17 protein-coding genes and 1 tRNA gene are annotated in these 23293 nt (G+C 68.9%); 8 read left to right on the top strand and 10 right to left on the bottom strand.

Features of this window, described 5'->3' with window-relative positions; translation table 11 throughout:
* Positions 1–100 precede the first annotated feature (100 nt).
* Positions 101–436: a DUF6344 domain-containing protein gene (locus ACIPK3_RS10255; protein WP_402568076.1), complete on the top strand. Its 336-nt coding sequence runs from the start codon at positions 101–103 to the stop codon at positions 434–436.
* 114 nt (positions 437–550) lie between these two features.
* On the opposite strand, the gene ACIPK3_RS10250 is transcribed toward ACIPK3_RS10255, so the two are convergent.
* Positions 551–1762, bottom strand: coding sequence for an amidohydrolase family protein (locus ACIPK3_RS10250; RefSeq protein ID WP_402568075.1), 1212 nt, complete (start codon positions 1760–1762; stop codon positions 551–553).
* 485 nt (positions 1763–2247) lie between these two features.
* Between ACIPK3_RS10250 and ACIPK3_RS10245 the strand changes: the two genes are divergently transcribed.
* On the top strand, positions 2248–6246 hold the full coding sequence (locus ACIPK3_RS10245; RefSeq protein ID WP_402568073.1) for a hypothetical protein: 3999 nt from the start codon (positions 2248–2250) through the stop codon (positions 6244–6246).
* A 231-nt stretch (positions 6247–6477) separates the two neighbouring features.
* Here the strand turns inward: ACIPK3_RS10245 and ACIPK3_RS10240 are convergent.
* The 9 genes from ACIPK3_RS10240 to dnaA all read right to left on the bottom strand — a co-directional run bounded on the left by ACIPK3_RS10240 (position 6478) and on the right by dnaA (position 19251).
* A tRNA-Ile gene (locus tag ACIPK3_RS10240) sits at positions 6478–6554 on the bottom strand.
* Between the two features lie 82 nt (positions 6555–6636).
* Entirely contained in the window at positions 6637–7383 is a 747-nt protein-coding gene (locus ACIPK3_RS10235; RefSeq protein ID WP_402568072.1) for a DUF3566 domain-containing protein, read from the bottom strand.
* An 18-nt stretch (positions 7384–7401) separates the two neighbouring features.
* The gene (gene gyrA / locus ACIPK3_RS10230; protein ID WP_402568070.1) at positions 7402–9996 is read right to left on the bottom strand and encodes a DNA gyrase subunit A; all 2595 of its coding nucleotides are present in this window, start codon (positions 9994–9996) and stop codon (positions 7402–7404) included.
* Between the two features lie 42 nt (positions 9997–10038).
* Positions 10039–12102, bottom strand: coding sequence for a DNA topoisomerase (ATP-hydrolyzing) subunit B (gene gyrB, locus ACIPK3_RS10225; protein WP_402568068.1), 2064 nt, complete (start codon positions 12100–12102; stop codon positions 10039–10041).
* A 427-nt stretch (positions 12103–12529) separates the two neighbouring features.
* Positions 12530–13084 carry a DUF721 domain-containing protein gene (locus ACIPK3_RS10220; RefSeq protein WP_402568066.1) on the bottom strand — a complete coding sequence of 185 codons (555 nt, stop codon included), beginning with the start codon at positions 13082–13084 and terminating at the stop codon, positions 12530–12532.
* Positions 13081–14202, bottom strand: a complete 1122-nt coding sequence (gene recF, locus ACIPK3_RS10215; protein ID WP_402568065.1) for a DNA replication/repair protein RecF — start codon at positions 14200–14202, stop codon at positions 13081–13083. The genes ACIPK3_RS10220 and recF overlap by 4 nt, the downstream gene beginning before the upstream one ends.
* A gap of 52 nt (positions 14203–14254) precedes the next feature.
* Positions 14255–15130: a phosphogluconate dehydrogenase (NAD(+)-dependent, decarboxylating) gene (gnd, locus tag ACIPK3_RS10210; protein WP_402568063.1), complete on the bottom strand. Its 876-nt coding sequence runs from the start codon at positions 15128–15130 to the stop codon at positions 14255–14257.
* Between the two features lie 123 nt (positions 15131–15253).
* The gene (gene dnaN, locus ACIPK3_RS10205; RefSeq protein WP_402568061.1) at positions 15254–16384 is read right to left on the bottom strand and encodes a DNA polymerase III subunit beta; all 1131 of its coding nucleotides are present in this window, start codon (positions 16382–16384) and stop codon (positions 15254–15256) included.
* Positions 16385–17292: 908 nt separating this feature from the next.
* A complete protein-coding gene (gene dnaA / locus ACIPK3_RS10200; protein ID WP_402568059.1) occupies positions 17293–19251 on the bottom strand; it encodes a chromosomal replication initiator protein DnaA in 1959 nt (652 codons plus the stop codon).
* Between the two features lie 352 nt (positions 19252–19603).
* Between dnaA and rpmH the strand changes: the two genes are divergently transcribed.
* From rpmH to rsmG, 6 genes are all read left to right on the top strand, one after another.
* A complete protein-coding gene (gene rpmH / locus ACIPK3_RS10195) occupies positions 19604–19741 on the top strand; it encodes a 50S ribosomal protein L34 (protein ID WP_003949374.1) in 138 nt (45 codons plus the stop codon).
* A gap of 21 nt (positions 19742–19762) precedes the next feature.
* A complete protein-coding gene (gene rnpA / locus ACIPK3_RS10190; protein ID WP_402568058.1) occupies positions 19763–20134 on the top strand; it encodes a ribonuclease P protein component in 372 nt (123 codons plus the stop codon).
* Positions 20131–20484 (top strand): membrane protein insertion efficiency factor YidD, encoded by a 354-nt coding sequence (gene yidD, locus ACIPK3_RS10185; RefSeq protein WP_402568056.1) that lies wholly within the window; start codon positions 20131–20133, stop codon positions 20482–20484. Before rnpA ends, yidD begins: the two co-directional genes overlap by 4 nt.
* A gap of 3 nt (positions 20485–20487) precedes the next feature.
* Positions 20488–21735 (top strand): membrane protein insertase YidC, encoded by a 1248-nt coding sequence (yidC, locus tag ACIPK3_RS10180; protein ID WP_402568055.1) that lies wholly within the window; start codon positions 20488–20490, stop codon positions 21733–21735.
* 15 nt (positions 21736–21750) lie between these two features.
* Positions 21751–22263: a protein jag gene (locus tag ACIPK3_RS10175; protein ID WP_402568053.1), complete on the top strand. Its 513-nt coding sequence runs from the start codon at positions 21751–21753 to the stop codon at positions 22261–22263.
* Positions 22264–22378: 115 nt separating this feature from the next.
* Positions 22379–23095, top strand: a complete 717-nt coding sequence (gene rsmG, locus ACIPK3_RS10170; protein WP_402568051.1) for a 16S rRNA (guanine(527)-N(7))-methyltransferase RsmG — start codon at positions 22379–22381, stop codon at positions 23093–23095.
* Positions 23096–23293: the final 198 nt, after the last annotated feature.

Genomic DNA, 23293 nt, shown 5'->3' with positions numbered 1-23293 from the left:
GAACATCGACGCGCCACGGGCGTCGGTCCACCACTTCGCAGCCCCCATACACATCATGAGGAAAGTACGCAAATCGCCCGACCCGAAAGTGATAGGGGCCATGGACCAGAACAAGGTCATGAAGCTGTGGACGGCCATCGTCACCGCCTTCCTCGCGCTGTGCACGGCGCTCGGACTCGTCACGGCGACGCCCGCCGCGGCGGTACCTCAGCCCGAGGCACAGCGCAACTCCAGCGCACGACCGCCGGCGCAAGACCTGACACCGTTGTCCCACTGGTTCTGGTCCTGGTCCCATGTGAGAGCACTGCCCCCCACGATGAAGCAGCGCATCGGAGCCGAGGCCCACGGCAAGGCCCCCAGTTGCCGCCAGCGCCCCCTCGACGACGCCACCGAGGCAATCGCCCCGGACGTGACCACAGCGCCTCTCACCTGCTGACAGACCTGACCGCGATACACACGAACGATGCGACGGCGAGTTTGCGTACCGAACCGTAGAACCCCCGGCCCTCACGGGCCGGGGGTCCGCATCACGTTCCCTCCCGTTTCGCGCTTATGCGAAGGGCAGTTCCAGCATCCGGATCGCGTTTCCCCGCAACAGCTTGTAGGCGATGTCGGCGGGCAGACCGCCCACATGCTCCTGGGCCACCTTCTTCGTGTCCGGCCAGGTCGAGTCGACGTGCGGATAGTCGGTCTCGAAGGTCGCGTTGTCCACACCGACGGTCTTGATCGCCTCGATGCCGTGCTTGTCACGGAAGAAGCAGCAGAAAATCTGCCGGTAGTAGTACGTCGACGGCGGTTCCGGGATCAGGCCCTTCACCCCGCCCCAGGCCCGGTGCTCCCGCCACACGTCGTCGGCGCGCTCCAAGGCGTACGGGATCCACCCCATCTGTCCCTCGCTGTACGCCAGCTTCAGCCGCGGGAACTTCACCAGGACGCCGGAGAACAGGAAGTCCATCATCGACGCCATGGCGTTGTTGAAGCTCAGCGCGGCCTGGACGGCGGGCGGCGCGTCGGGGGACGCGGCCGGCATCTGCGACGACGACCCGATGTGCATGTTGACCACGGTCCCGGTCTCCTCGCACACCGCGAAGAACGGGTCCCAGTAGCCGCTGTGGATCGACGGAAGCCCCAGATAGGTCGGAATCTCGCTGAAGGTCACGGCGCGCACGCCACGGGCCGCGTTGCGGCGGATCTCGGCGACGGCCAGCTGGATGTCCCACAGCGGAATCAGGCAGAGCGGAATGAGCCGGCCGCCGCTGTCACCGCACCACTCCTCGACCATCCAGTCGTTGTAGGCGCGCACACACGCGAGGGCGACATCCTTGTCCTCGGCCTCCGCGAAGGTCTGTCCGCAGAAGCGCGGGAAGGTCGGGAAGCAGAGGGAGGCCTCGACGTGGTTGAGATCCATGTCCTCCAGGCGGGCCTTGGGATCCCAGCAGCCGCGGCGCATCTGCTCACGGGTGATGCCGTCGAGTGTCATCTCGTCCCGGGAGAAGCCGACGGCCGCGATGATGCGTTTGTACGGGAAGAGCCCGCCCTCGTACTCCCACCAGTCGGTGAGCTGTCCGTCCGGGTCGGTGGTGAACCGGTACTTCCCACCGATGTACTTGAGCTCGCCGATGCCCGCGGTGAACGGCTTCGGGCCCCTGTCCCGGTACTTCACCGGAAGCCACGTCTCGAAGAGGTGCGCCGGCTCGATCACGTGATCGTCCACGCTGATGACCTTCGGCAGCTCGCTGGTTTCGCCGACGCTGGTGACCATGGCCTCGCCTCTCGCTAGCCCTGCGAATCTGACGATCCGTCAGAAGAAGGTTAGGGCGGACTCATGTGGCGGGCAAGGGGAGCGCGAGGCAGCGGCCGGTCGCGACACGACACCTCGCGCTGGTGATGTTTCACGTGAAACACGGCGCTACAGCACAGCACAGCACTGCAACACGGTGCTGTTTCGCAGTGCTGTTTCACGTGAAACACCGTCTGCCACACCGTCCGGCATCGGTCCCTCCCCTCGTGGGGACCGATGCCGGATCACGCGGTGCCGTGAACCGTCTCTCCGAACGCGGAGTACATGGCCCGGCGGGGCGGCGTCCAATGGGTGCGCCGCCGCGGCAGGATCCTGCCAGCCGAGAGCCCCGCGGCAGAGGATCCGACGTCCGGACACCGACTTCGCCGCAGGTCAGCGATATAAAGTGGGTTTTCCGGTCCGGACGGCCAGCTGGCTGGGATGGCCAGATGAGGAGGAAGTTGGGGGTGGATACCTTGAGTTCCGACTCAGGGGCACGCGCGACCTTCGCGGAACGTCTCGCGCTGTTGTACAAGGAGGCCGGGAACCCTCCCCTCAAACGCGTGGCCGAGGCGGTGGACCGGCTTCACCGGGTCGACGAACGAGGGCGTCCGGTACGGGTGTCCGCCCAGCGGATCAGCGACTGGCGACGGGCGAAGAACGTGCCCGCCCAGTTCGCCGCCCTCGCCGCGGTGCTCCATGTACTGATCCCCCAGGCGCGACGCGCACAGCCCATGCCCGTCTCCGCGGGCCTGTACGACGTGACCCAGTGGCAGCGTCTGTGGGAGCGCGCGCTGGCCGACCCGGCGGGAGACCGTCCCGCGCCGGACTCGGAGGAAAGGGACCAGGACCCGGCAGAGGCCACGGCGGTGACGGGAGTGTGTCCATACCGGGGGCTGGCGTCGTACCGGCCGAGGGACGCCCGCTGGTTCTTCGGCCGCGAGCGGAGCACCCAGGCCCTGGTCGCCCAACTCCGTGCCGCAGAGCGGACCGGGGGCTTGGTCATGCTCGTCGGCGCCTCGGGCGCCGGCAAGTCGTCCCTGCTGAACGCCGGGCTGGTGCCCACGCTGAGCGGTTCCGCCCCCGGTGACGACGAGGCTCCGGCACACGACGTCGTACAGTTCGTCCCCGGCTCGGATCCACTGGCCGAGCTGACCCGTCACATACCGGACCTCGCACCGGTCCTCTCCTCGAACGAGGAGCCCGGCACTGCGGAGTTCACCCACGCGGCGCGTGAGGCCGTCATGGCGTGGGCGCGCCGGGAGGCATCACATGCCGCCCGCCCCGTCGTCATCGTGGACCAGTTCGAAGAGACGTTCACCCTCTGCCCCGACGAGCCCGTCAGGCACACCTTCGTCCAGCTCCTGCACGCCGCCTGCACCCCCGCCGGGCCGGGCGAAGAGGCGCCCGTACTCATGGTCCTCGGCATTCGCGCCGACTTCTACGACCAGTGCCTGCGCCATCCCGAACTGGCCGACGCGCTCCAGCACCGGCACATGGTGCTCGGCCCGCTCACCACCGCGGAGCTGCGCGAGGCCGTCACCGGCCCGGCCAGAGCCGTCGGCGTGGAGCTGGAACCGGGCTTGGCCGAACTGATCGTCCGCGAGGTGAGCGCCGACGGCCCACGAGGCGCACACGACGCGGGCGTGCTTCCTCTGCTGTCCCACGCCCTGCTCGCCACCTGGCAGCGAAGGAAGGCGGGCCGGCTGACCGTGGCCGGCTACCGGGCGGCGGGCGGAATCCAGGGGGCGGTGGCGGCGACCGCCGAACAAGCCTGGTCCGGCCTCGACCCGGCCGCGCGCACGGCGGCCAGGCTGCTGCTGCTCCGGCTGGTCCGGCTGGGCGAGGACACCCAGGCCACCCGTCGGCGCGGGACCCGCCGCCAGCTCGCGCGGGAGTCGACCGACCCCGGCAAGACGGAGGAGTCCCTGGAGGCGCTGGTGCGCGCCCGGCTGGTGACCCTCGATGCCGAGACCGTCGAGATCACCCACGAGGCCCTGCTGCACGCCTGGCCCCGGCTGCGCGACTGGATCGACGAGGACCGGGGCGGCAACCTCCAGCGCCAGCGGTTGGAGGAGGACGGGCGGGCCTGGGAGGAGTCCCGCCGCGACGCCTCACTGCTCTACCGGGGCTCGCGCCTGGAGCAGGCTCACGCCTGGGCGAAGTCCGCCGGTGACACCTCGCTGACCAGGAGCGCGGTGGAGTTCCTCGCGGCTTCGGTCCGGCTGCGCAGGCGTCTGGTCTGGGTCAGCAGGACCGCGGTGTCGGCCCTGGTCGTGCTGGCCGTCCTGGCCGGTGGCGCGGCGCTGATCGCCCGCCAGCAGCGGGACGACGCCGTGTTCCAGCAGGTGGTGGCGGAGGCCGACCGGGTCCAGTACACCGACCCGTCGCTGTCCGCCCAGCTCGATCTGGTGGCGCACCGGCTGCGGCCCGACGACGCGGGCACGAACAACCGGCTGATCTCGATCGTCAACGCGCCGCTGGCCACCGGCCTGACCGGGCACACCGGTGCCGTCTACCTCACCACGTTCAGCCCGGACGGCCGAGTGCTGGCCACCGCCAGCTACGACCGCACCGTCCGCCTGTGGAACGTGACCGACCCGACCCGGCCCAAACCTCTGGGCAGGCCCCTGACCGGCCACACCAGCTGGGTGAGCACGGCGATCTTCAGCCCTGACGGCCGTACCCTCGCCAGTGCCTCCGACGACGGCACCATTCGGCTCTGGGACGTCTCCGATCCCGGGCACCCGAAGTCCCTCGGCGCGCCCCTGGCGGGTCACGGAGGCACCATCTACCTGCTCGCCTTCTCCCCGGACGGGCACACCCTCGCCTCCGCCAACGAGGATCACGCCGTGCGCCTGTGGGACGTGCGGAACCCGGCCCGGCCGAGCGCGCTCGCCACTCTGGCCGGCTCGGCCGCGGCCGTGCGCTCGGTGGCGTTCAGTCCAGACGGACACACCCTGGCGGCCGGCGGCGACGACCACGCGATCCGGCTGTGGAACGTGGCGGATCCCCACCGGCCGGTCCCGGACGGCAGCCCGCTCACCGGTCACACCGACACGGTGCACTCGGTGGCCTTCAGCCCTGACGGGCGCACCCTCGCCAGCGGCAGCGCCGACGACACCATCCGGCTGTGGAACGTCGCCGACCCGCACCGGGCGCGCCGGCTCGGCGCACCGCTCACCGGGCACACCGGCCGCGTCTGGTCGGTCGCCTTCAGCCCGGACGGCACCAGGCTCGCGGCCGGCAGCGCGGACAGCACGGCGAGCCTGTGGAACGTCCGGAATCCGGCGTACCCGTCGCAGGTCGGCGAGCCTCTCGCGGGCGGCAGCGGCGAAATGTACGCCGTGGGCTTCAGCCCCGACGGGCGGACCCTCGCCACCGGCAGCGGGGACAACAAGGTGCGCCTGTGGGCGCTGCCGACGTCGGACATGATCGGTCGGATAGGGGCGTTCCGCAAGGACGGGCAGGTGCTGGCCACCGCCGCGCGCGACGGGCGAATACGACTGTGGAAGGTGGCGGATCCCGAGCGGCCCGTCCTGCTGAGCCACCCCTTCACGCCCGCCGACGGCGAGGTGTACTCACTGGTGTTCTCGCCCGACGGCCGCACGCTCGCGGTGGTGAGCGGCGGCAGCACGGTGCAGCTGTGGAACGTCGCCGACCCGGCCCGGCCCGTCGTCTACGGCCGTCCACTCACCCTGCGGACACGGTTCGGCGGGGGTGAGGCGTTGGCGTTCAGCCCGGACGGACGTGTTCTGGCGACCGCGTACGACGACCGGTCCATTCAGCTGTGGAACGCCACCGACCCGGCGCACCCGGTCCCGCTCGGCGCTCCGCTCACCGGGCACACGGGCTATCTCGACACCCTCGCCTACAGCCCCGACGGCCGCACCCTGGCCAGCGGCAGTGCCGACACCACCGTCCGCCTGTGGGATGTCGTCGACCCGCACCACCCGCATCCGCTCGGCAGACCTCTCAAGGCACACCTGGCGCCGGTCAACGCGCTCGCCTACAGCCCCGACAGCCACACCCTGGCGAGCGGCAGTGACGACGGCACGGTGCGGCTGTGGAACATCACCGACCCGAATGCGGCGACCCGGTCGGGCCCCACGCTCACCGGGCACACCGAGGCGGTCGTGTCGCTGACGTTCAGCCGGGACGGCAGCACCCTGGCGAGCGGCGGCGACGACGACACGGTGCGGCTGTGGAACATGGCGAACCCCGCCGACGCCTCGCCCATCGGCCAGTCGATGAGTCCCATCGCGAGAACGGGCAACTTCCTGTCGTTCAGCCCGAACAGCGAGATGCTCGGGGTGTCGAGCGGCGCCGACACCGTCCGGCTGTGGAGGTTGGACGTCGGCCCGGCGATCAGCCACATCTGCTCGGTCACCCGGGGTGTCCTGACCCCGCAGAAGTGGCGTGAGTACCTGCCCCGGCTCTCCTACGATCCCCCGTGCGACAACTGACCGGGTCGGCCGGGCCGGGACCGCACCCGCGTGATCCCGATCACAACTGCTTATCGTGGCGGACGAGTCGGCCCCCACCGGACAACCGGCCTTGTTACTGTTGGCCACAGCCCGATCGCTGGTGCATCCCCCGTCGCCAGCGGTCGGGCCTTTTTTGCTGTCCTGGGCTGCCATGACCCCGCGCTCACAACGCCGAAGACCCCCGGCCTTCTGGCCAAGGGGTCTTCGCAATGGTGGGGCTAACAGGATTTGAACCTGTGGCCTCATCCTTATCAGGGATGCGCTCTAACCAACTGAGCTATAGCCCCGCCGCGCTGTGCGGTGTGTGTCCCGCGCGCTGACTCCTGAAGATTAGCGCACGACGGGGGCAGTCCCAAAATCGGTTGGTGGTCACTCGTCCTCGGCGAGCGTCAGCTCGATGCCGCCGACGAATCCCGCGGAGAGGTTGTAGATGAACGCGCCCAGGGTGGCCAGGGCCGTCGCGAGGACGACGTCGATGACCGCGATGACCGTCGCGAACATCAGCACGTGCGGCAGGGACAGGAAGGCCTGGAGATCAAAGCCGTTCGCCTCGTTCGAACCGGTCGCCTCCGAGATGGTGCCGCCGACGGTGGAGAACACACCCATCGCGTTCATGACCATCCAGAGCACGGCGGACGCGACGATCGTGCAGATGCCCAGCGCGATGGAGAGCAGGAAGCTGACCTTCATCACCGACCACGGGTCGGCCTTCGCCACGCGCAACCGTGCCTTGCGGGTGCGGGGCGTGGTGCGCACACCGGTGCGCGGGCGGCGTACGGCGCCGGTCTGGGCCTGGGCCGGGTAGGCCTGCGGCGGGTGGTAGGGCCCGGCCGGCTGCTGCTGGCGTCCGTCGGGCAGCGGCGAGCCGTCCTGCGTCTCGGTCGCGGCGGGCTGGGTCTGCGGGCCTCGGGTGTCCGTCACAGTTCCCCCCTGGGATCCATGCGTGTCCGCGTGCGCATCGGTCGCGGAGGGCCTGATCGGCTTGAGATTGGTCGTGTGCGGATCCGCCGGGGCCGCCGCGTGCGCGGCGGAGCCACGGCCGCCGCCGTTCTTCTGCTGATCGGCAGGGGTTCCGGTCGAGGTACCGACCGAACCGGCGCCCGTGGCTCCGCTCACGATGACTCTCTCCTCGTGCTACTCGGCCGAGGGCGCCTCGCCCTCGTCCGTGCCGGTGGTCGCGGCATCCTCGGCGGTCTCGTCCACGGCCACGTCGCCGTCGACTTCCTCCGCCTCGCGTCCCGCCTCGGCGTTACGAGCGATACCGACCACGGCATCGCGCTTGCCCAGGTTGATCAGTTGGACGCCCATGGTGTCACGGCCCGTCTCCCTGACCTCGTTGACTCGCGTGCGAATCACACCGCCGGACAGCGTGATGGCGAGGATCTCGTCGGTCTCCTCGACCACCAGCGCGCCGACGAGCGAGCCGCGGTCCTCCACGATCTTGGCGGCCTTGATGCCCAGGCCACCGCGGCCCTGGACGCGGTACTCGTCGACGGCGGTCCGCTTCGCGTACCCGCCGTCCGTTGCAGTGAACACGAACGTACCGGGTCGAACAACATTCATCGAGAGCAGTTCGTCGCCCTCGCGGAAACTCATGCCCTTGACGCCCGAGGTGGCACGGCCCATGGGCCGCATCGATTCGTCCGAGGCGGTGAACCTGATCGACTGCGCCTTCTTGCTGATCAGCAGAAGATCGTCGTCGGCCGAGACGAGCTCGGCCCCGATCAGTTCGTCGTCGCTTCCGTCCTCCCGCTCACGCAGGTTGATGGCGATGACACCGCCCGAGCGCGGGGAGTCGTAGTCCTTGAGCGAGGTCTTCTTGACCAGGCCCGCCTTGGTGGCGAGGACCAGGTACGGCGCCGCGTCGTAGTCCCGGATCGCGAGGATCTCGGCGATCGCCTCGTCCGGCTGGAAGGCCAGCAGGTTCGCGACATGCTGCCCACGCGCGTCCCGGCCGGCGTCCGGCAGCTCGTACGCCTTCGCCCGGTAGACCCTGCCCTTGTTGGTGAAGAACAGCAGCCAGTGGTGCGTGGTGGAGACGAAGAAGTGGTCGACGATGTCGTCCTCCTTCAGCTTCGTGCCCCGCACCCCCTTGCCGCCGCGCTTCTGCGCCCGGTAGTCGTCCGTCTTGGTCCGCTTGACGTAGCCGCCGCGGGAGACGGTGACGACGATGTCCTCCTCGGCGATCAGGTCCTCGATGGACATGTCACCGTCGTAGGGCACCAGCATGGTCTTGCGGTCGTCGCCGAACTTCTCGACGATCGCGGCCAGTTCCTCGCTGACGATGCCCCGCTGGCGAACCGGGGAGGCGAGGATCGCGTTGTACTCGGTGATCTTCGCCTGGAGCTCGTCGTGCTCTTGGACGATCTTCTGGCGCTCCAGCGCGGCCAGCCGGCGAAGCTGCATCTCCAGGATGGCGTTCGCCTGGATCTCGTCGATCTCCAGCAGGCCCATCAGGCCCTCGCGCGCGATGTCGACGGTGTCGCTGCGCCGGATCAGCGCGATGACCTCGTCGATGGCGTCCAGGGCCTTCAGCAGGCCTCGCAGGATGTGCGCCCGCTCCTCCGCCTTGCGCAGCCTGAAGCGCGTACGGCGGACGATGACCTCGATCTGGTGCGTCACCCAGTGCCGGATGAACGCGTCGAGCGAGAGCGTGCGCGGCACGCCGTCGACCAGCGCCAGCATGTTGGCGCCGAAGTTCGTCTGGAGGTCGGTGTGCTTGTAGAGGTTGTTCAGCACGACCTTGGCGACCGCGTCCCGCTTCAGGACGATCACCAGGCGCTGGCCCGTACGGGACGAGGTCTCGTCGCGGACGTCGGCGATCCCGCCGACCTTGCCGTCCTTCACCAGGTCGGCGATCTTCTGCGCCAGGTTGTCGGGGTTCACCTGGTAGGGCAGCTCCGTGACCACCAGGCACTGACGGTTCTGGATCTCCTCGACCTCGACCACCGCGCGCATGGTGATCGAGCCGCGGCCGGTGCGGTAGGCCTCCTCGATGCCCTTGCGGCCCACCACCAGCGCGCCGGTCGGGAAGTCGGGGCCCTTGATGCGCTCGATGAGCGCGTCGAGGAGCTCCTCGTGGGAGGCCTCGGGGTTCTCCAGGTACCACTGGGCGCCGGACGCGACCTCGCGCAGGTTGTGCGGCGGGATGTTGGTCGCCATGCCGACCGCGATGCCGGCCGAGCCGTTGATCAGCAGGTTCGGGAAGCGGGACGGCAGGACGGTCGGCTCCTGGGAGCGGCCGTCGTAGTTGTCCGTGAAGTCGACGGTCTCCTCGTCGATGTCGCGGACCATCTCCATCGACAGCGGCGCCATCTTGCACTCGGTGTAGCGCATGGCGGCCGCCGGGTCGTTGCCCGGGGAGCCGAAGTTGCCGTTGGAGTCGACGAGCGGCATGCGCATCGCCCACGGCTGCGCGAGCCGGACCAGCGCGTCGTAGATGGAGGAGTCGCCGTGCGGGTGGTAGTTGCCCATGACGTCGCCCACCACACGGGCGCACTTGTAGAAGCCGCGCTCGGGGCGGTAGCCGCCGTCGTACATCGCGTAGAGCACGCGCCGGTGGACGGGCTTGAGACCGTCACGGACGTCGGGCAGCGCCCGGGACACGATGACGGACATCGCGTAGTCGAGGTACGAGCGCTGCATCTCCGTTTCGAGCCCGACGGGCTCGACGCGCTGAGTCGCGACGTCGCTCGCTTCAGGGGTGACGGGAGTGTTCTCGTCGGCCATTGCTGGTGAGGATCCTTCCTGGTGCGGTCAGCTGAGACCGACTCAGATGTCGAGGAAGCGGACGTCCTTGGCGTTGCGCTGGATGAACGCGCGGCGGGCTTCGACGTCCTCGCCCATCAGGACCGAGAACAGATCGTCGGCCTGAGCGGCGTCATCCAGGGTGACCTGGCCGAGGACACGGTGCTCCTGGTCCATCGTGGTCACCCGAAGCTCCTCGGCGTTCATCTCGCCGAGGCCCTTGAAGCGCTGGATCGAGTCTTCCTTGATGCGCTTGCCGCGCTGACGGCCGAGGTCGAGCAGGGCGTCGCGCTCACGGTCCGAGTACGCGTACTCGAAGTCGTCCCGGCCCCACTTGATCTTGTAGAGCGGGGGGCGGGACAGGAAGACGTGGCCGGCCTCGACCAGCGGCCGCATGAAGCGGAACAGGAAGGTCAGCAGCAGGGTGTTGATGTGCTGGCCGTCGACGTCGGCGTCCGCCATCAGGATGATCTTGTGATAGCGGAGCTTCTCGATGTCGAAGTCCTCGTGCACGCCGGTGCCGAAGGCCGAGATCAGCGCCTGGATCTCCTGGTTCTGCAGGATCTTGTCGATCCTGGCCTTCTCGACGTTGAGGATCTTGCCGCGGATCGGAAGGATCGCCTGGTACTGCGGGTTGCGGCCGGACTTGGCCGAGCCGCCGGCGGAGTCACCCTCGACGATGAAGATCTCGCACTTGGTGGGGTCGTTGGACTGGCAGTCCGACAGCTTGCCCGGCAGGGACGCGCTCTCCAGCAGGCCCTTGCGGCGGGTGAGGTCACGGGCCTTGCGGGCCGCCACCCGCGCGGTGGCCGCCTGGATGCCCTTGCGGACGATGTCCGCGGCCTCGACCGGGTTGCGGTCCAGCCAGTCGTTGAGGTGCTCGTAGACCGCCTTCTGCACGAAGGTCTTGGCCTCCGTGTTTCCCAGCTTGGTCTTGGTCTGGCCCTCGAACTGCGGCTCGCTCAGCTTGACCGAGATGATCGCCGTCAGGCCCTCGCGGATGTCGTCACCCGTGAGGTTCTCGTCCTTCTCGCGCAGCAGCTTCTTGTCACGCGCGTACTTGTTGATCAGGCTGGTGAGGGCCGCACGGAAGCCCTCCTCGTGGGTGCCGCCCTCGTGGGTGTGGATGATGTTGGCGAACGAGTACACGCCCTCGCTGTAGCCGCTGTTCCACTGCATCGCGACCTCGAGGGACAGGCTCTTGTCCCGGTCCTCGGCCTCGAGGTCGATCACGGTCGGGTGCACCGCGTCTCCCTTGCGGGAGTTCAGGTACTTCACGAAGTCGACGATGCCGCCTTCGTAGTGGTAAGTGACGGTCTTGACCTCGGCCTTCTCGTCGGCACCCGCCTCGTCCGCCCCGGAGGTCGCCTTCGCCGACTCACGCTCGTCGGTGAGCTTGATGGTCAGACCCTTGTTGAGGAACGCCATCTCCTGGAAACGCCGCGACAGCGTCTCGAAGGAGTACTCGGTCGTCTCGAAGATGTCCGCGTCGGCCCAGAACGTCACCGACGTACCGGTCTCGCTCATCGCCTCGTGCTGAACCAGCGGCGCTGTCGGGACGCCCAGCTTGTAGTCCTGCGTCCAGCGGTGGCCGTCGGTCCTGACCTCCACCGACACCCTGCTGGACAGGGCGTTCACGACCGAGACGCCGACGCCGTGCAGACCGCCGGAGACCGCGTAGCCGCCGCCGCCGAACTTGCCGCCCGCGTGCAGCACGGTCAGCACGACCTCAAGGGCCGGCTTCCCCTCGGAGGGCACGATGCCCACCGGGATGCCACGGCCGTTGTCGACGACACGCACACCGCCGTCGGCCAGGATCGTCACGTCGATGGTGTCCGCGTGGCCGGCCAGCGCCTCGTCGACGGAGTTGTCCACGACCTCGTACACAAGGTGGTGCAGACCGCGCTCGCCGGTGGAGCCGATGTACATACCGGGCCGCTTGCGGACCGCGTCCAGTCCTTCGAGGACGGTGATGGCGCTGGCGTCGTACGAGGAGGTGACCTCGTTGTTCGCGCCCGACTCGGTGGACGGGTTGTTCTCGTTGGGGTTGCCGGAATCGGCCACGAAGCGCCCTTTCTGGCACAGCACGAGCCGGGCTCGTCGGCGGGTTGCCGGAGCGGCTGCGGCATGTTGCGTTGGTAAGCCTTGATCAGCGTTGCTCAGCCAGTCCCGGAGGTCCCCGGTAACTGGGGCGGGATTGGCTTCCAGTCTACCGGTAGCGCCGACAGTGATGGGGGTTTGCCGGTACCTGAGTCCCCACGTGCCGCCCTGAACCGGTCCCGACCGGGTCCCGATATACGGATGGGGGCTCCAAGAGGCTCACAGAGGCACTCAGCGCTTCCGACTGTCAACCCTTGGCTACTCGGCGGTCATGTCCGGATTCGTAACCTTGTGCGGTAGTACGGCGACGGCACTATGGCGGTACGGCGAGACCTCGGACGGGATCCGCGACGCGGGGCCCGTCACCGGACGTCCGCGCGAGGCTGTGAGGCGCGTGTGACATGCGTGACGCACGTCACCCGTAGGTGTCGCCGGGGCCGGTGCTTCCCGGGGCCCGCAAGGAGCCGTAGCGGCGGGCCGGACCGCCCGGGCCGAGAACCTTGATCAGCCGCACCGTGCCCTGGCCGAGGTCCTCGTTGAGCCGGGCCACCAGTGCCGGGGCGAGCAGCCGCAGCTGTGTCGCCCACGCCGTGGAGTCGCAGCTCACGACCAGCACGCGCTCGTCCTCGTCGTACCGCTGCGGCACACAGTGCTTGGCCAGGTCCTCGCCGACGATCTGCGGCCAGCGGCCCATGACCCCGCCCACCGCGGCCGGCGCCTCCCAGCCGCGCTCGTTGATCAGCCGGTTGATCGCGGCGCCCAGCGCCATGGGATCGCGGCCGTCGGCGCGCGCGCCGGAGCGCAGGCCGCCCCGTCTCGCCTGCTTCTTCTGCTCGGCCGCGGCCCCCCGCGCGCGTGCCTGCTCCCGTGCGGCGCGCAGCGCCACGCGCGCGAGGTCCACACCGGAGGGCTCGGGGTTCCTCCCGGGTGTCCCGCCGTGGCCTCCGGGTGTGGGTCCTTCGGTGCTCATACGCGCTCCACCGTCCCGCCGGACACCGTGTATCGCGCCCCGGCCAGGGCCGCCGGCACGTCGTCGTCGACCGCGGCGGTCACCAGCACCTGCTCGCCGGGCGCGACGAGCTCGGCCAGCCGTTCGCGCCGGCGGGCGTCCAGCTCGGCGAACACGTCGTCGAGGATCAGCACCGGCTCGTTGCCCTCCGCGCGCAGCAGGTCGTACGACGCCAGGCGCAGCGCCAGCGCGTAGGACCAGGACTCGCCGTGCGAGGCGTACCCCTTGGCCGGCAGCTGGCCGAGTTTCAGCACGAGGTCGTCGCGGTGGGGGCCGACCAGGGTCACGCCCCGCTCGATCTCCTGCTTGCGGGCGTCGGCCAGGGCCTGCGTCAGCTGCGCGTAGAGATCCTCGCGCGTATGGGCCTCGCCGGGCGCGGACGGCTTGTACTCCAGGGCGACGGGGCCGCCGCCGGGGGCGAGTTGCTCGTAGGCCTTGTCGGCCAGCGGCTGGATCGCGGCGATCAGGTCGAGGCGCTGGGCGAGCAGTTCGGCACCCACGCGCGCGAGGTGCTGGTCCCACACGTCCAGGGTCGACAGGTCGAGGGAGCGGCCGCCGTGCCGCCGGGCCAGCGCGGCCGTCTTCAGGAGGGTGTTGCGCTGTTTGAGGACGCGCTCGTAGTCGGAGCGCACGCCCGCCATGCGCGGGGAGCGCGCGGTGATCAGCTCGTCCAGCAAGCGGCGGCGCTCACCGGGATCGCCCTTGACCAGGGCCAGGTCCTCGGGGGCGAACAGTACGGTCCGTACGATCCCCAGCACGTCGCGCGGCCGCACCTGGGAGGACCGGTTGACGCGGGCGCGGTTTGCCTTGCCGGGGTTGAGCTCCAGCTCGACCAGCTGCTCACGCTCGCCCTGTCTGACCCGCGCCCGGACGATCGCGCGGTCGGCGCCCATACGGACCAGGGGGGCGTCGGAGGCGACACGGTGGCTGCCGAGGGTGGCGAGGTAGCCGACGGCCTCGACCAGGTTCGTCTTGCCCTGGCCGTTGGGACCGACGAAGGCGGTGACGCCCGGGTCGAGCGGGACCTCGACCCGGGCGTAGGAGCGGAAGTCGGCCAGCGACAGATGCGTGACGTGCATGGTCGTGCACCGACCTCCCCCGGGGTTGTGGATCGCGGGGCGACCCTGTGGATTACTTCGTCTCTACGGCGTGGCCGCCGAACTGGTTGCGCAGCGCGGCGATCATCTTCATCTGCGGCGAGTCCTCCTGCCGGGAGGAGAACCGCGCGAACAACGAGGCGGTGATCGCCGGGAGCGGCACCGCGTGGTCTATGGCGGCCTCCACGGTCCACCGGCCCTCGCCGGAGTCCTGTGCGTAGCCCTTCAGGCGCTCCAGGTGCTCGTCCTCGTCGAGGGCGTTCACCGCCAGGTCGAGCAGCCAGGAACGGATGACCGTGCCTTCCTGCCAGGAGCGGAAGACCTCGCGGACGTCGGTGACGGAGTCGGCCTTCTCCAGGAGCTCCCAGCCCTCGGCATAGGCCTGCATCATCGCGTACTCGATGCCGTTGTGGACCATCTTCGCGAAGTGGCCCGCGCCCACCTTGCCCGCGTGCACCGCGCCGAAGTCACCCTCGGGCTTGAGCGCGTCGAAGAACGGCCGCACCTTGGCGATGTCGTCCACGGCGCCGCCGTACATCAGCGCGTACCCGTTCTCCAGGCCCCAGACACCACCGGAGACGCCGCAGTCCACGAAGCCGATGCCCTTGGCGGCCAACTGCTCGGCGTGCTTCTCGTCGTCCGTCCAGCGGGAGTTGCCGCCGTCCACGACGACGTCGCCGGGCTCCAGGAGCTCGGCGAGCCGGTCGACGGTGGCCTGGGTGGGATCGCCGGCCGGGACCATCACCCAGACCACGCGCGGCGTGGGGAGCTTGTCCACAAGTTCTTCGAGGCTGTGGACGTCCGCGAGGTCCGCGTTGCGGTCGTACCCGATGACGGTGTGGCCTGCGCGGCGGATCCGCTCGCGCATGTTGCCGCCCATCTTGCCGAGGCCGACGAGACCGAGCTCCATCAGTTGTGTTCCTTAGGTTTCTGCGTGAGGTGGAAGGCACTTTCGTACCTGTGTCCGAGCCTAAACCCGGACGCTCACGCACATCTGTGGGCATACGCGCTCATCCGCATGCCCACACCCGCGTCAACCGCTGAGCCGCACCGGCATGATCAGGTACTTGTAGGCCTCGTCCGCCTCTGCGTCCAGCGCCGGCTTGCCGCTGAGCAGCGCGGGCTTCGTGGACGTCGTGAACGACAGCTGGGCGACCGGGGAGTCGATCGCGCTCAGACCGTCGAGCAGGAAGGTCGGGTTGAAGGCGATCGAGATGTCGTCGCCGTCCAGCTGGGCGTCGACCCTTTCCACAGCCTGTGCGTCGTCGCTGGAGCCTGCCTCCAGGATGAGCACGCCCTGCTCGAAGCTGAGCCGTACCGGGGTGTTCCGCTCGGCCACCAGCGCCACACGCTTGACGGCCTCCACGAAGGGGGCGGTCTCGATCACGGCGATGCTGTTGAACTCGGTCGGGAACAGCGTCCGGTACTTCGGGAGGTCGCCCTCCAGCAGGCGGGTGGTCGTCCGCCGCCCTGCGCCCTCGAAACCGATCAGGCCCTCGCCCGCGCCCGAGCCGGACAGCGCGAGGATCACGCTGTCGCCGCTGGTGAGCGCCTTGGCGGTGTCCAGGAGCGTCTTGGCGGGCACCAGCGCGACCGCGGAGGCGTCCGGGTTCTCCGGCTTCCACAGGAACTCGCGGACCGCGAAGCGGTAGCGGTCGGTGGAGGCCAGGGTGACCGTGTCGCCCTCGATCTCGATGCGCACACCGGTCAGCACGGGCAGTGTGTCGTCGCGGCCCGCGGCGATGGCGACCTGCTGCACGGCGGAGGCGAAGACCTCGCCGGGGACCGTGCCGGTCGCGTTCGGCATCTGCGGCAGGGACGGGTACTCCTCCACCGGCAGGGTGTGCAGGGTGAACCGGGAGGATCCACAGACCACCGTCGCACGTACACCGTCTGTGGAGATCTCCACCGGGCGGTTGGGGAGCGCGCGGCAGATGTCGGCGAGCAGGCGGCCGGAGACCAGGACCGTGCCGTCCTCCTCGACCTCCGCGTCGACGGAGACCCGTGCGGACACCTCGTAGTCGAAGCTCGACAGGCTCAGCTGGCCGTCCTCGGCCTTCAGCAGCAGGCCGGCGAGGACAGGCGCCGGCGGACGAGCCGGAAGGCTGCGAGCCGCCCAGGCCACTGCCTCCGCGAGTACGTCGCGTTCCACCCGGATCTTCACCGTAAGCCGCCTCCTGCTGTTGCTACTGAGCCCTACGACCCGGTGTCACAGCCCACTGCGCCGGGAAGGACACCGGGGACCAGTCTGACGCACCGCACTGACAGCAGGTGCCGGTCGGGGTCAAGTCGTGCCGTGGGGCAGCCGGGCTCGAAACGGCAAGTTGTGCACAGGACCCACTTCGAAACGGATTCCACTCTCTCTCTGGTTGGGAGTAGTAGTAGGGCCTGTGGATACCGTGGATAACCACGTTTTCCCAGCTCAGAGCAGGAATTTTGTCCACCGGTCCTGTGGGTGGAGGCAGTGGACAACTCGGGGTTTCTGTGGAGAACAGAAAGTTCTGCACACAGCGCCCACAGGTTGAGGGCAGTTCTCCCCAGCTGTGTCCCCAGAATTACCCACGTTTCCCACACCCCAACCCGGCAGCTTGGTGTGACGGCTTTCACTCGACGTGGTGATCCGGGGCGTCGCGTTGCCGAACAGTGGACAGTCATGTGGAGAAGCCGGGGATCACTGGGGACAACCGGCCCCGATCTGTGGGCAGCCCCGTGGACAACTTCGTGCACAGCCTGTGGATCCCGGCTTCGTCCACAGTCTGTGGAGATCCTTCGTCCACGATTCCACAGGCACTTGAGCTGGGCGAACACCGTCTCCCCGGGCTCCCTGTGGATGCCGTTCGGGACAACTTCGCAGTCCCCAGGATGTGGACGGAAGAAAGTCACCAAATCTGTGGAGGGAGGCCGTAACCCGGCCGGTAATCGAACAGGGGATGTCCGCGTAACGACGAGCGGGATGGCCGGGGAGGGCGGAGACGACGGGGCCGGACAGCGCGAAGGGCGCCCCCGGATGTCTCCGAGGACGCCCCTGGGCGTCGTACGCCTGCGGTCCGGCCCAGCCGGCCGTACCCGCCGTCAGCCGTTCTTGATGCGGTTGGTCAGTTCCGTGACCTGGTTGTAGATGGAGCGCCGCTCCGCCATCAGCGCGCGGATCTTGCGGTCGGCGTGCATCACGGTCGTGTGGTCACGGCCGCCGAACTGCGCGCCGATCTTCGGCAGCGACAGGTCCGTCAGCTCGCGGCACAGGTACATGGCGATCTGGCGTGCCGTCACCAGGGCCCGGCCGCGGGAGGTCCCGCACAGGTCCTCGACGGTGAGCCCGAAGTAGTCGGCGGTCGCAGCCATGATGGCCGGTGCCGTGATCTCCGGCGCGGAGTCCTCGCCGCCCGGGATCAGGTCCTTGAGCACGATCTCGGTCAGCCCGAGGTCCACCGGCTGCCGGTTGAGCGAGGCGAACGCCGTCACCCGGATCAGCGCGCCCTCCAGCTCGCGGATGTTGCGCGAGATCCGGGACGCGATGAACTCCAGTACCTCCGGCGGGGCGTTCAGCTGTTCCTGGACCGCCTTCTTGCGCAGGATCGCGATGCGCGTCTCCAGCTCCGGCGGCTGGACGTCGGTGATCAGACCCCACTCGAACCGGTTGCGCAGCCGGTCCTCCAGCGTGACCAGCTGTTTCGGAGGCCGGTCGGAGGACAGCACGATCTGCTTGTTCGCGTTGTGGAGCGTGTTGAAGGTGTGGAAGAACTCCTCCTGCGTCGACTCCTTGTCCGCGAGGAACTGGATGTCGTCGACGAGCAGGATGTCCATCTCGCGGTAGCGCTTGCGAAAGCTGTCGCCCTTGCCGTCGCGGATGGAGTTGATGAACTCGTTGGTGAACTCCTCGGAGCTCACATAGCGCACGCGTGTGCCCGGGTAGAGGCTGCGGGCGTAGTGGCCGATGGCGTGCAGCAGGTGCGTCTTGCCGAGCCCCGACTCGCCGTAGATGAACAGCGGGTTGTACGCCTTGGCGGGCGCCTCCGCGACGGCGACCGCGGCCGCGTGCGCGAAGCGGTTGGAGGCGCCGATGACGAACGTGTCGAAGAGGTACTTCGGGTTGAGCCGCGCGGTCGGTTCCCCCTGGCCACCGGCCGTGCCGGGCTGCGCGCCCGACGGGCCGCCGCGCTGCGCCTGGCCGGAGCCGGACGGCTGCTCGGGCAGATCACGGCGGGTGGGATCGCGCTGGTCGTACTCGACCCGCGCCGGCCCGTAGTCGGAGCGCTTCTGCTCGTACCCGGACCGCTCCATCGCCTGTGGGCGGTAGTCCGAGGGGGAGGAGCCGTACGACTCCTGCCCGGAGCCGTAGGTGTCCTGACCGCTCCCGTAGGGGTCCTGCGGCGAGGTGTACGAGTCACGTGCGGAGCCGTACGTGTCCTGCCCGGACGGTCCGGACTGCCCGTAGGTGTCGCGCCCGGGCGGGCCGTAGGAGTCCTGCGACGGCGACGCGTAGGGGTCGCGCTCGGGGAAACCGAGCCGCTGCTGCTGCCAGCCGTACTCGTCCTGGGCCGGCCGCGGCCAGGCGCCCGGCTCGGGACGCTGGTACTCGGACGGGTAGGCCGGCCGGGCGGTGGGGAGCTGGTCCCCGCGGGAGCCCTGCTCGTTGCCCTGCCGCTGGTCGGCGCGGTGGCGGCCGTAGCCCTCGTGCTGCCCCGGGGGAAGCTCGGGCTCCTCGTAGCGGGACGGCGGCTGCGCGGCGGCGGCCGGCTGGCCGGGCGGTTCGCCGACGGAGTCATCGACGGTGATGGCGATGCGGATCGGGCGGCCGCACTCCCGGCTCAGGGTCTCGCTGACGACCGGGGCGAGGCGGCCCTCCAGCACGCCTTTCGCGAATTCGTTCGGTACCGCGAGCAGGGCGGTGTCCGCGACCAGCGCGAGGGGCTGGCAGCGTCTGATCCAGTGCTCGTCCCTCGCCTCCACACCCTGACCGCGGCCCTCCCCGAGGAGTTGCTCCAGTACTCGTGGCCACACTGCGGCAAGATCGGCAGGTACGTCAGCCACAGGGCACGCTCTCTCACAGGTCCCACGAACGTGTGGTTCGCGGACGGGTAGGGATGATGGGAACGAATCGAAGTTCAGCCACGGTAGTCAGCGCGGCCGGTAGGGTTCAAGTTGTTGTCCCCAGCCTGTGGACAGTGTCTCGCGATGCCCCCTGGTTTGACCGGATGGCGTAGCCCCGCGTACCGTAACCAGGTCGAGTTGTCGATGGCTGCTGCCGCCTGCCTCCGATGGGCACAGATCACTCCAGGTGATCGGTAAGCGGTGCACTCGGGCGTGACGCGAGCTACTCGTGGGCGCACGGTGACAGCCAGGACGGCACCCCGCATAAACCGATTCTTTCTGGAGCCCCCGAGTGAGCAAGCGCACCTTCCAGCCGAACAACCGTCGTCGCGCGAAGACCCACGGCTTCCGGCTGCGTATGCGCACCCGTGCCGGCCGCGCGATTCTCGCGTCCCGCCGTGGCAAGGGTCGCGCCCGCCTGTCCGCCTGATCCCGGTCAGGTCATGCCGTCGTGCTGCCCACCGAGAACCGGCTGAGGCGGCGCGAGGACTTCGCGACCGCGGTACGACGAGGCCGCCGGGCCGGCCGCCCGCTCCTCGTCGTCCACTTTCGTAGCGGTGACACGGACCCGCACGCGCCTGGGGAGAGCGCTCCCCCGACGCGTGCGGGTTTCGTCGTGAGCAAGGCAGTGGGCGGCGCGGTCGTACGGAACACGGTGAAGCGCAGGCTTCGCCACCTGATGCGAGACCGAGTCACCCTGTTTCCCCCCGGTAGCCTGGTAGTCGTACGAGCGCTGCCCGGAGCGGGCGACGCAGACCATGCACAGCTGGCCCAAGACCTGGATGCCGCTCTTCAACGGCTGCTGGGAGGGGGCGCGCGATGAAGTACCCACTACTGGCCCTGATCAAGCTGTACCAGTGGACGATCAGTCCACTGCTCGGGCCGGTGTGCAAGTACTACCCGTCGTGCTCCCACTACGGCTACACCGCCATTGACCGGCACGGCGCGGTCAAGGGAACGGCGCTCACCGCCTGGCGCATCCTCCGGTGCAATCCGTGGTCGCTGGGCGGCGTGGACCATGTTCCGCCGCGCAAGCGCCCGCGGTGGCACGAAATGCTGCGTGGCGCCTGGCGTACGCGCAGGGGCGGGACCTCCGCCGCCGAACAGGCCATCGAGGGGAAGGCTCCTTCGAGCCCGGCCGCAGAGACCCCGTCCCATGCCCAAGGAGCATGATTAGTGGACACGATTGCCAGCCTCTTCAGCTTCATCACGACACCCGTTTCCTGGGTCATCGTCCAGTTCCACACGGTGTACGGCGCCATCTTCGGCCCTGACACCGGATGGGCCTGGGGCCTGTCCATCGTGTCCCTGGTGATCCTGATCCGTATCTGCCTGATCCCGCTCTTCGTGAAGCAGATCAAGGCGACCCGGGCCATGCAGACGCTCCAGCCCGAGATGAAGAAGATCCAGGAGCGCTACAAGAACGACAAGCAGCGCCAGTCCGAAGAGATGATGAAGCTGTACAAGGACGCGGGCACCAACCCGCTCTCCTCGTGCCTTCCCATCCTGGCGCAGTCCCCGTTCTTCTTCGCCCTCTACCACGTGCTCAACGGCATCGCGTCGGGCGACACCATCGGTGTCATCAACTCGTCGCTGCTGGAGAGCGCCCGTAAGGCGCACATCTTCGGGGCCCCGCTCGCCGCGAAGTTCAGGGACAGCTCCAGCACCATCGACGCTCTGGGTGCCTCGGTCACCGACGTGCGTGTCGTGACCGTCGTCATGATCGTCCTGATGTCGGCGTCCCAGTTCTACACGCAGCGCCAGCTGATGACGAAGAACGTCGACACCACGGTGAAGACGCCGTTCATGCAGCAGCAGAAGATGCTCATGTACGTCTTCCCGATCATGTTCGCCTTCTTCGGCATCAACTTCCCGGTCGGTGTCCTCGTCTACTGGCTGACCACCAACGTGTGGACCATGGGCCAGCAGATGTACGTGATCCACAACAACCCGACCCCGGGTTCCAAGGCCCAGGGCTCCTACTTGGAGCGTCTGACCAAGCACGTCACTCAGCACGGCGGGACCCGCCGCCGGGGCGAGAAGGCCATCATCAAGGCCATCGTCGCCAAGGGCCGCGACCGCAACGAGGCCGAGCGCAAGTTCATCAACTCCCTCAACAAGGCGGGACTGGCGGCCCAGGCCGACGGCACCGTGGTGAAGAGCGAGACCCAGGCCGAAGCCCAGACCGAGGAAGGCGCGGCCGCCGCCAAGCGCCAGCAGCCCAAGCGCCAGTCCAAGTCCCAGCGTCAGTCCGGTGTCGCCAAGTCGGAGGGCGCCGCCATGTCGCTGGAGAAGACCGACGAGCCGCAGGACGCCGAGCCCGCCGCGAAGAAGACCGCTCAGCCCGGCAGCGGCAACCGCAGCAAGGCTCAGTCCGGTCAGCGCAAGGGCCCGCAGCGGCCGAAGTCCCCGTCCAAGAAGTAAGAAGGAGCCCATCCCGTGACGGAAGGCACCACCTCCGCCGCTGCCGAGGGTGCAGACACCCTGACCCGCCTGGAGCAGGAGGGCGAGATCGCGGCGGACTATCTCGAGGGTCTGCTGGACATCGCCGACCTCGACGGCGACATCGACATGGACGTCGAGGCCGATCGAGCCTCCGTGTCGATCATCAGCGACTCGAGCAGCCGCGACCTCAATAAGCTGGTCGGCCGTGACGGCGAGGTGCTGGAGGCGCTTCAGGAGCTGACCCGGCTGGCCGTGCACCGGGAGACCGGTGACCGCAGCCGACTGATGCTGGACATCGCGGGCTATCGGGCCAGGAAGCGCGCCGAGCTCTCCGAGCTGGGCGCCAAGGCCGCGGCCGAGGCCAAGAACAGCGGTGAGCCCGTGAAGCTCAAGCCGATGACCCCGTTCGAGCGCAAGGTCGTCCATGACGCGGTCAAGGCGGCCGGACTGAGCAGCGAGTCCGAGGGCGAGGAGCCGCAGCGGTTCGTCGTCGTACTTCCCGCCTGATCGGTCTCTACGTTCCACCGGCCCCGTCTGTAGCGCAGACGGGGCCGAATTTTGTCAGCCTGGTAGTTCTGGTGACCGGCGCGTTGCGTCGGAGCTGTACGGAAGGACGGTCCCCGTGACGGAGGCAGCGGAGCTTCCCCCCGCGCCCGAAAAGGCGCGGGAAGTGTTTGGCGATCGGTTCGCCGATGCGGTCCGCTACGCGGAACTGCTCGCCGAGGCCGGCGTGCAGCGGGGGCTGATCGGCCCACGGGAGGTGCCCCGCCTGTGGGAGCGCCATCTGCTGAACTGTGCGGTGCTCTCGGAGGTCGTCCCCGAGGGGGTGACCGTGTGCGACGTCGGCTCGGGTGCGGGCCTCCCCGGCATTCCCCTGGCACTCGTCCGGGAGGACCTGAAGATCACTCTTCTGGAACCGCTGCTGCGGCGGACGAACTTCCTGACCGAGGTCGTCGAGCTGCTGGGCCTGGACCATGTCACCGTCGTCCGTGGACGTGCCGAGGAGGTCATGGGGCAGCTTCCACCGGTCCATGTGGTGACCGCACGGGCCGTGGCTCCGCTGGACCGGCTGGCCACCTGGGGGATTCCCTTGCTGCGGCCGTACGGCGAGATGCTCGCGCTCAAGGGGGACACCGCCGAGGAAGAGCTCAAGAGCGCGGCGACGGCCCTGACCAAACTGGGCGCGGTGGGTACGTCGGTTCTGCAGGTGGGCGAGGGGGTCGTGGATCCGATGTCCACGGTCGTGCGGGTCGAGGTCGGGGAAAGCCCCGGCGGAGTGCGGTTCGCGGCCAAGCGGGCGAAGGCCGCCCGTGTGGGGCGAGCACGGCGACGCCGCTGATCAGTCCAGAATCCGTACAGGCCGGAGTGTCGCAGACGGGTGGCCGTAACCGCGCTGCATCGTGTTTCACGTGAAACGTCGCTCCCTGTTGCATGGCATCATCAGTCGCGGCCGCGCTGCGGCCGAACCCCGTGACCGTAAGCCTCTCGGTTCACTCGGAGAGGCGGCGCGGATGTCCACAGAGGTGGACTTCTCCAC

The organism is Streptomyces sp. NPDC086787 (genome assembly GCF_044745865.1).
Classification (GTDB): domain Bacteria; phylum Actinomycetota; class Actinomycetes; order Streptomycetales; family Streptomycetaceae; genus Streptomyces.
The sequence above is the reverse complement of the archived record's forward strand: the minus strand, read 5'-3'. Positions and strand labels throughout refer to the sequence as shown.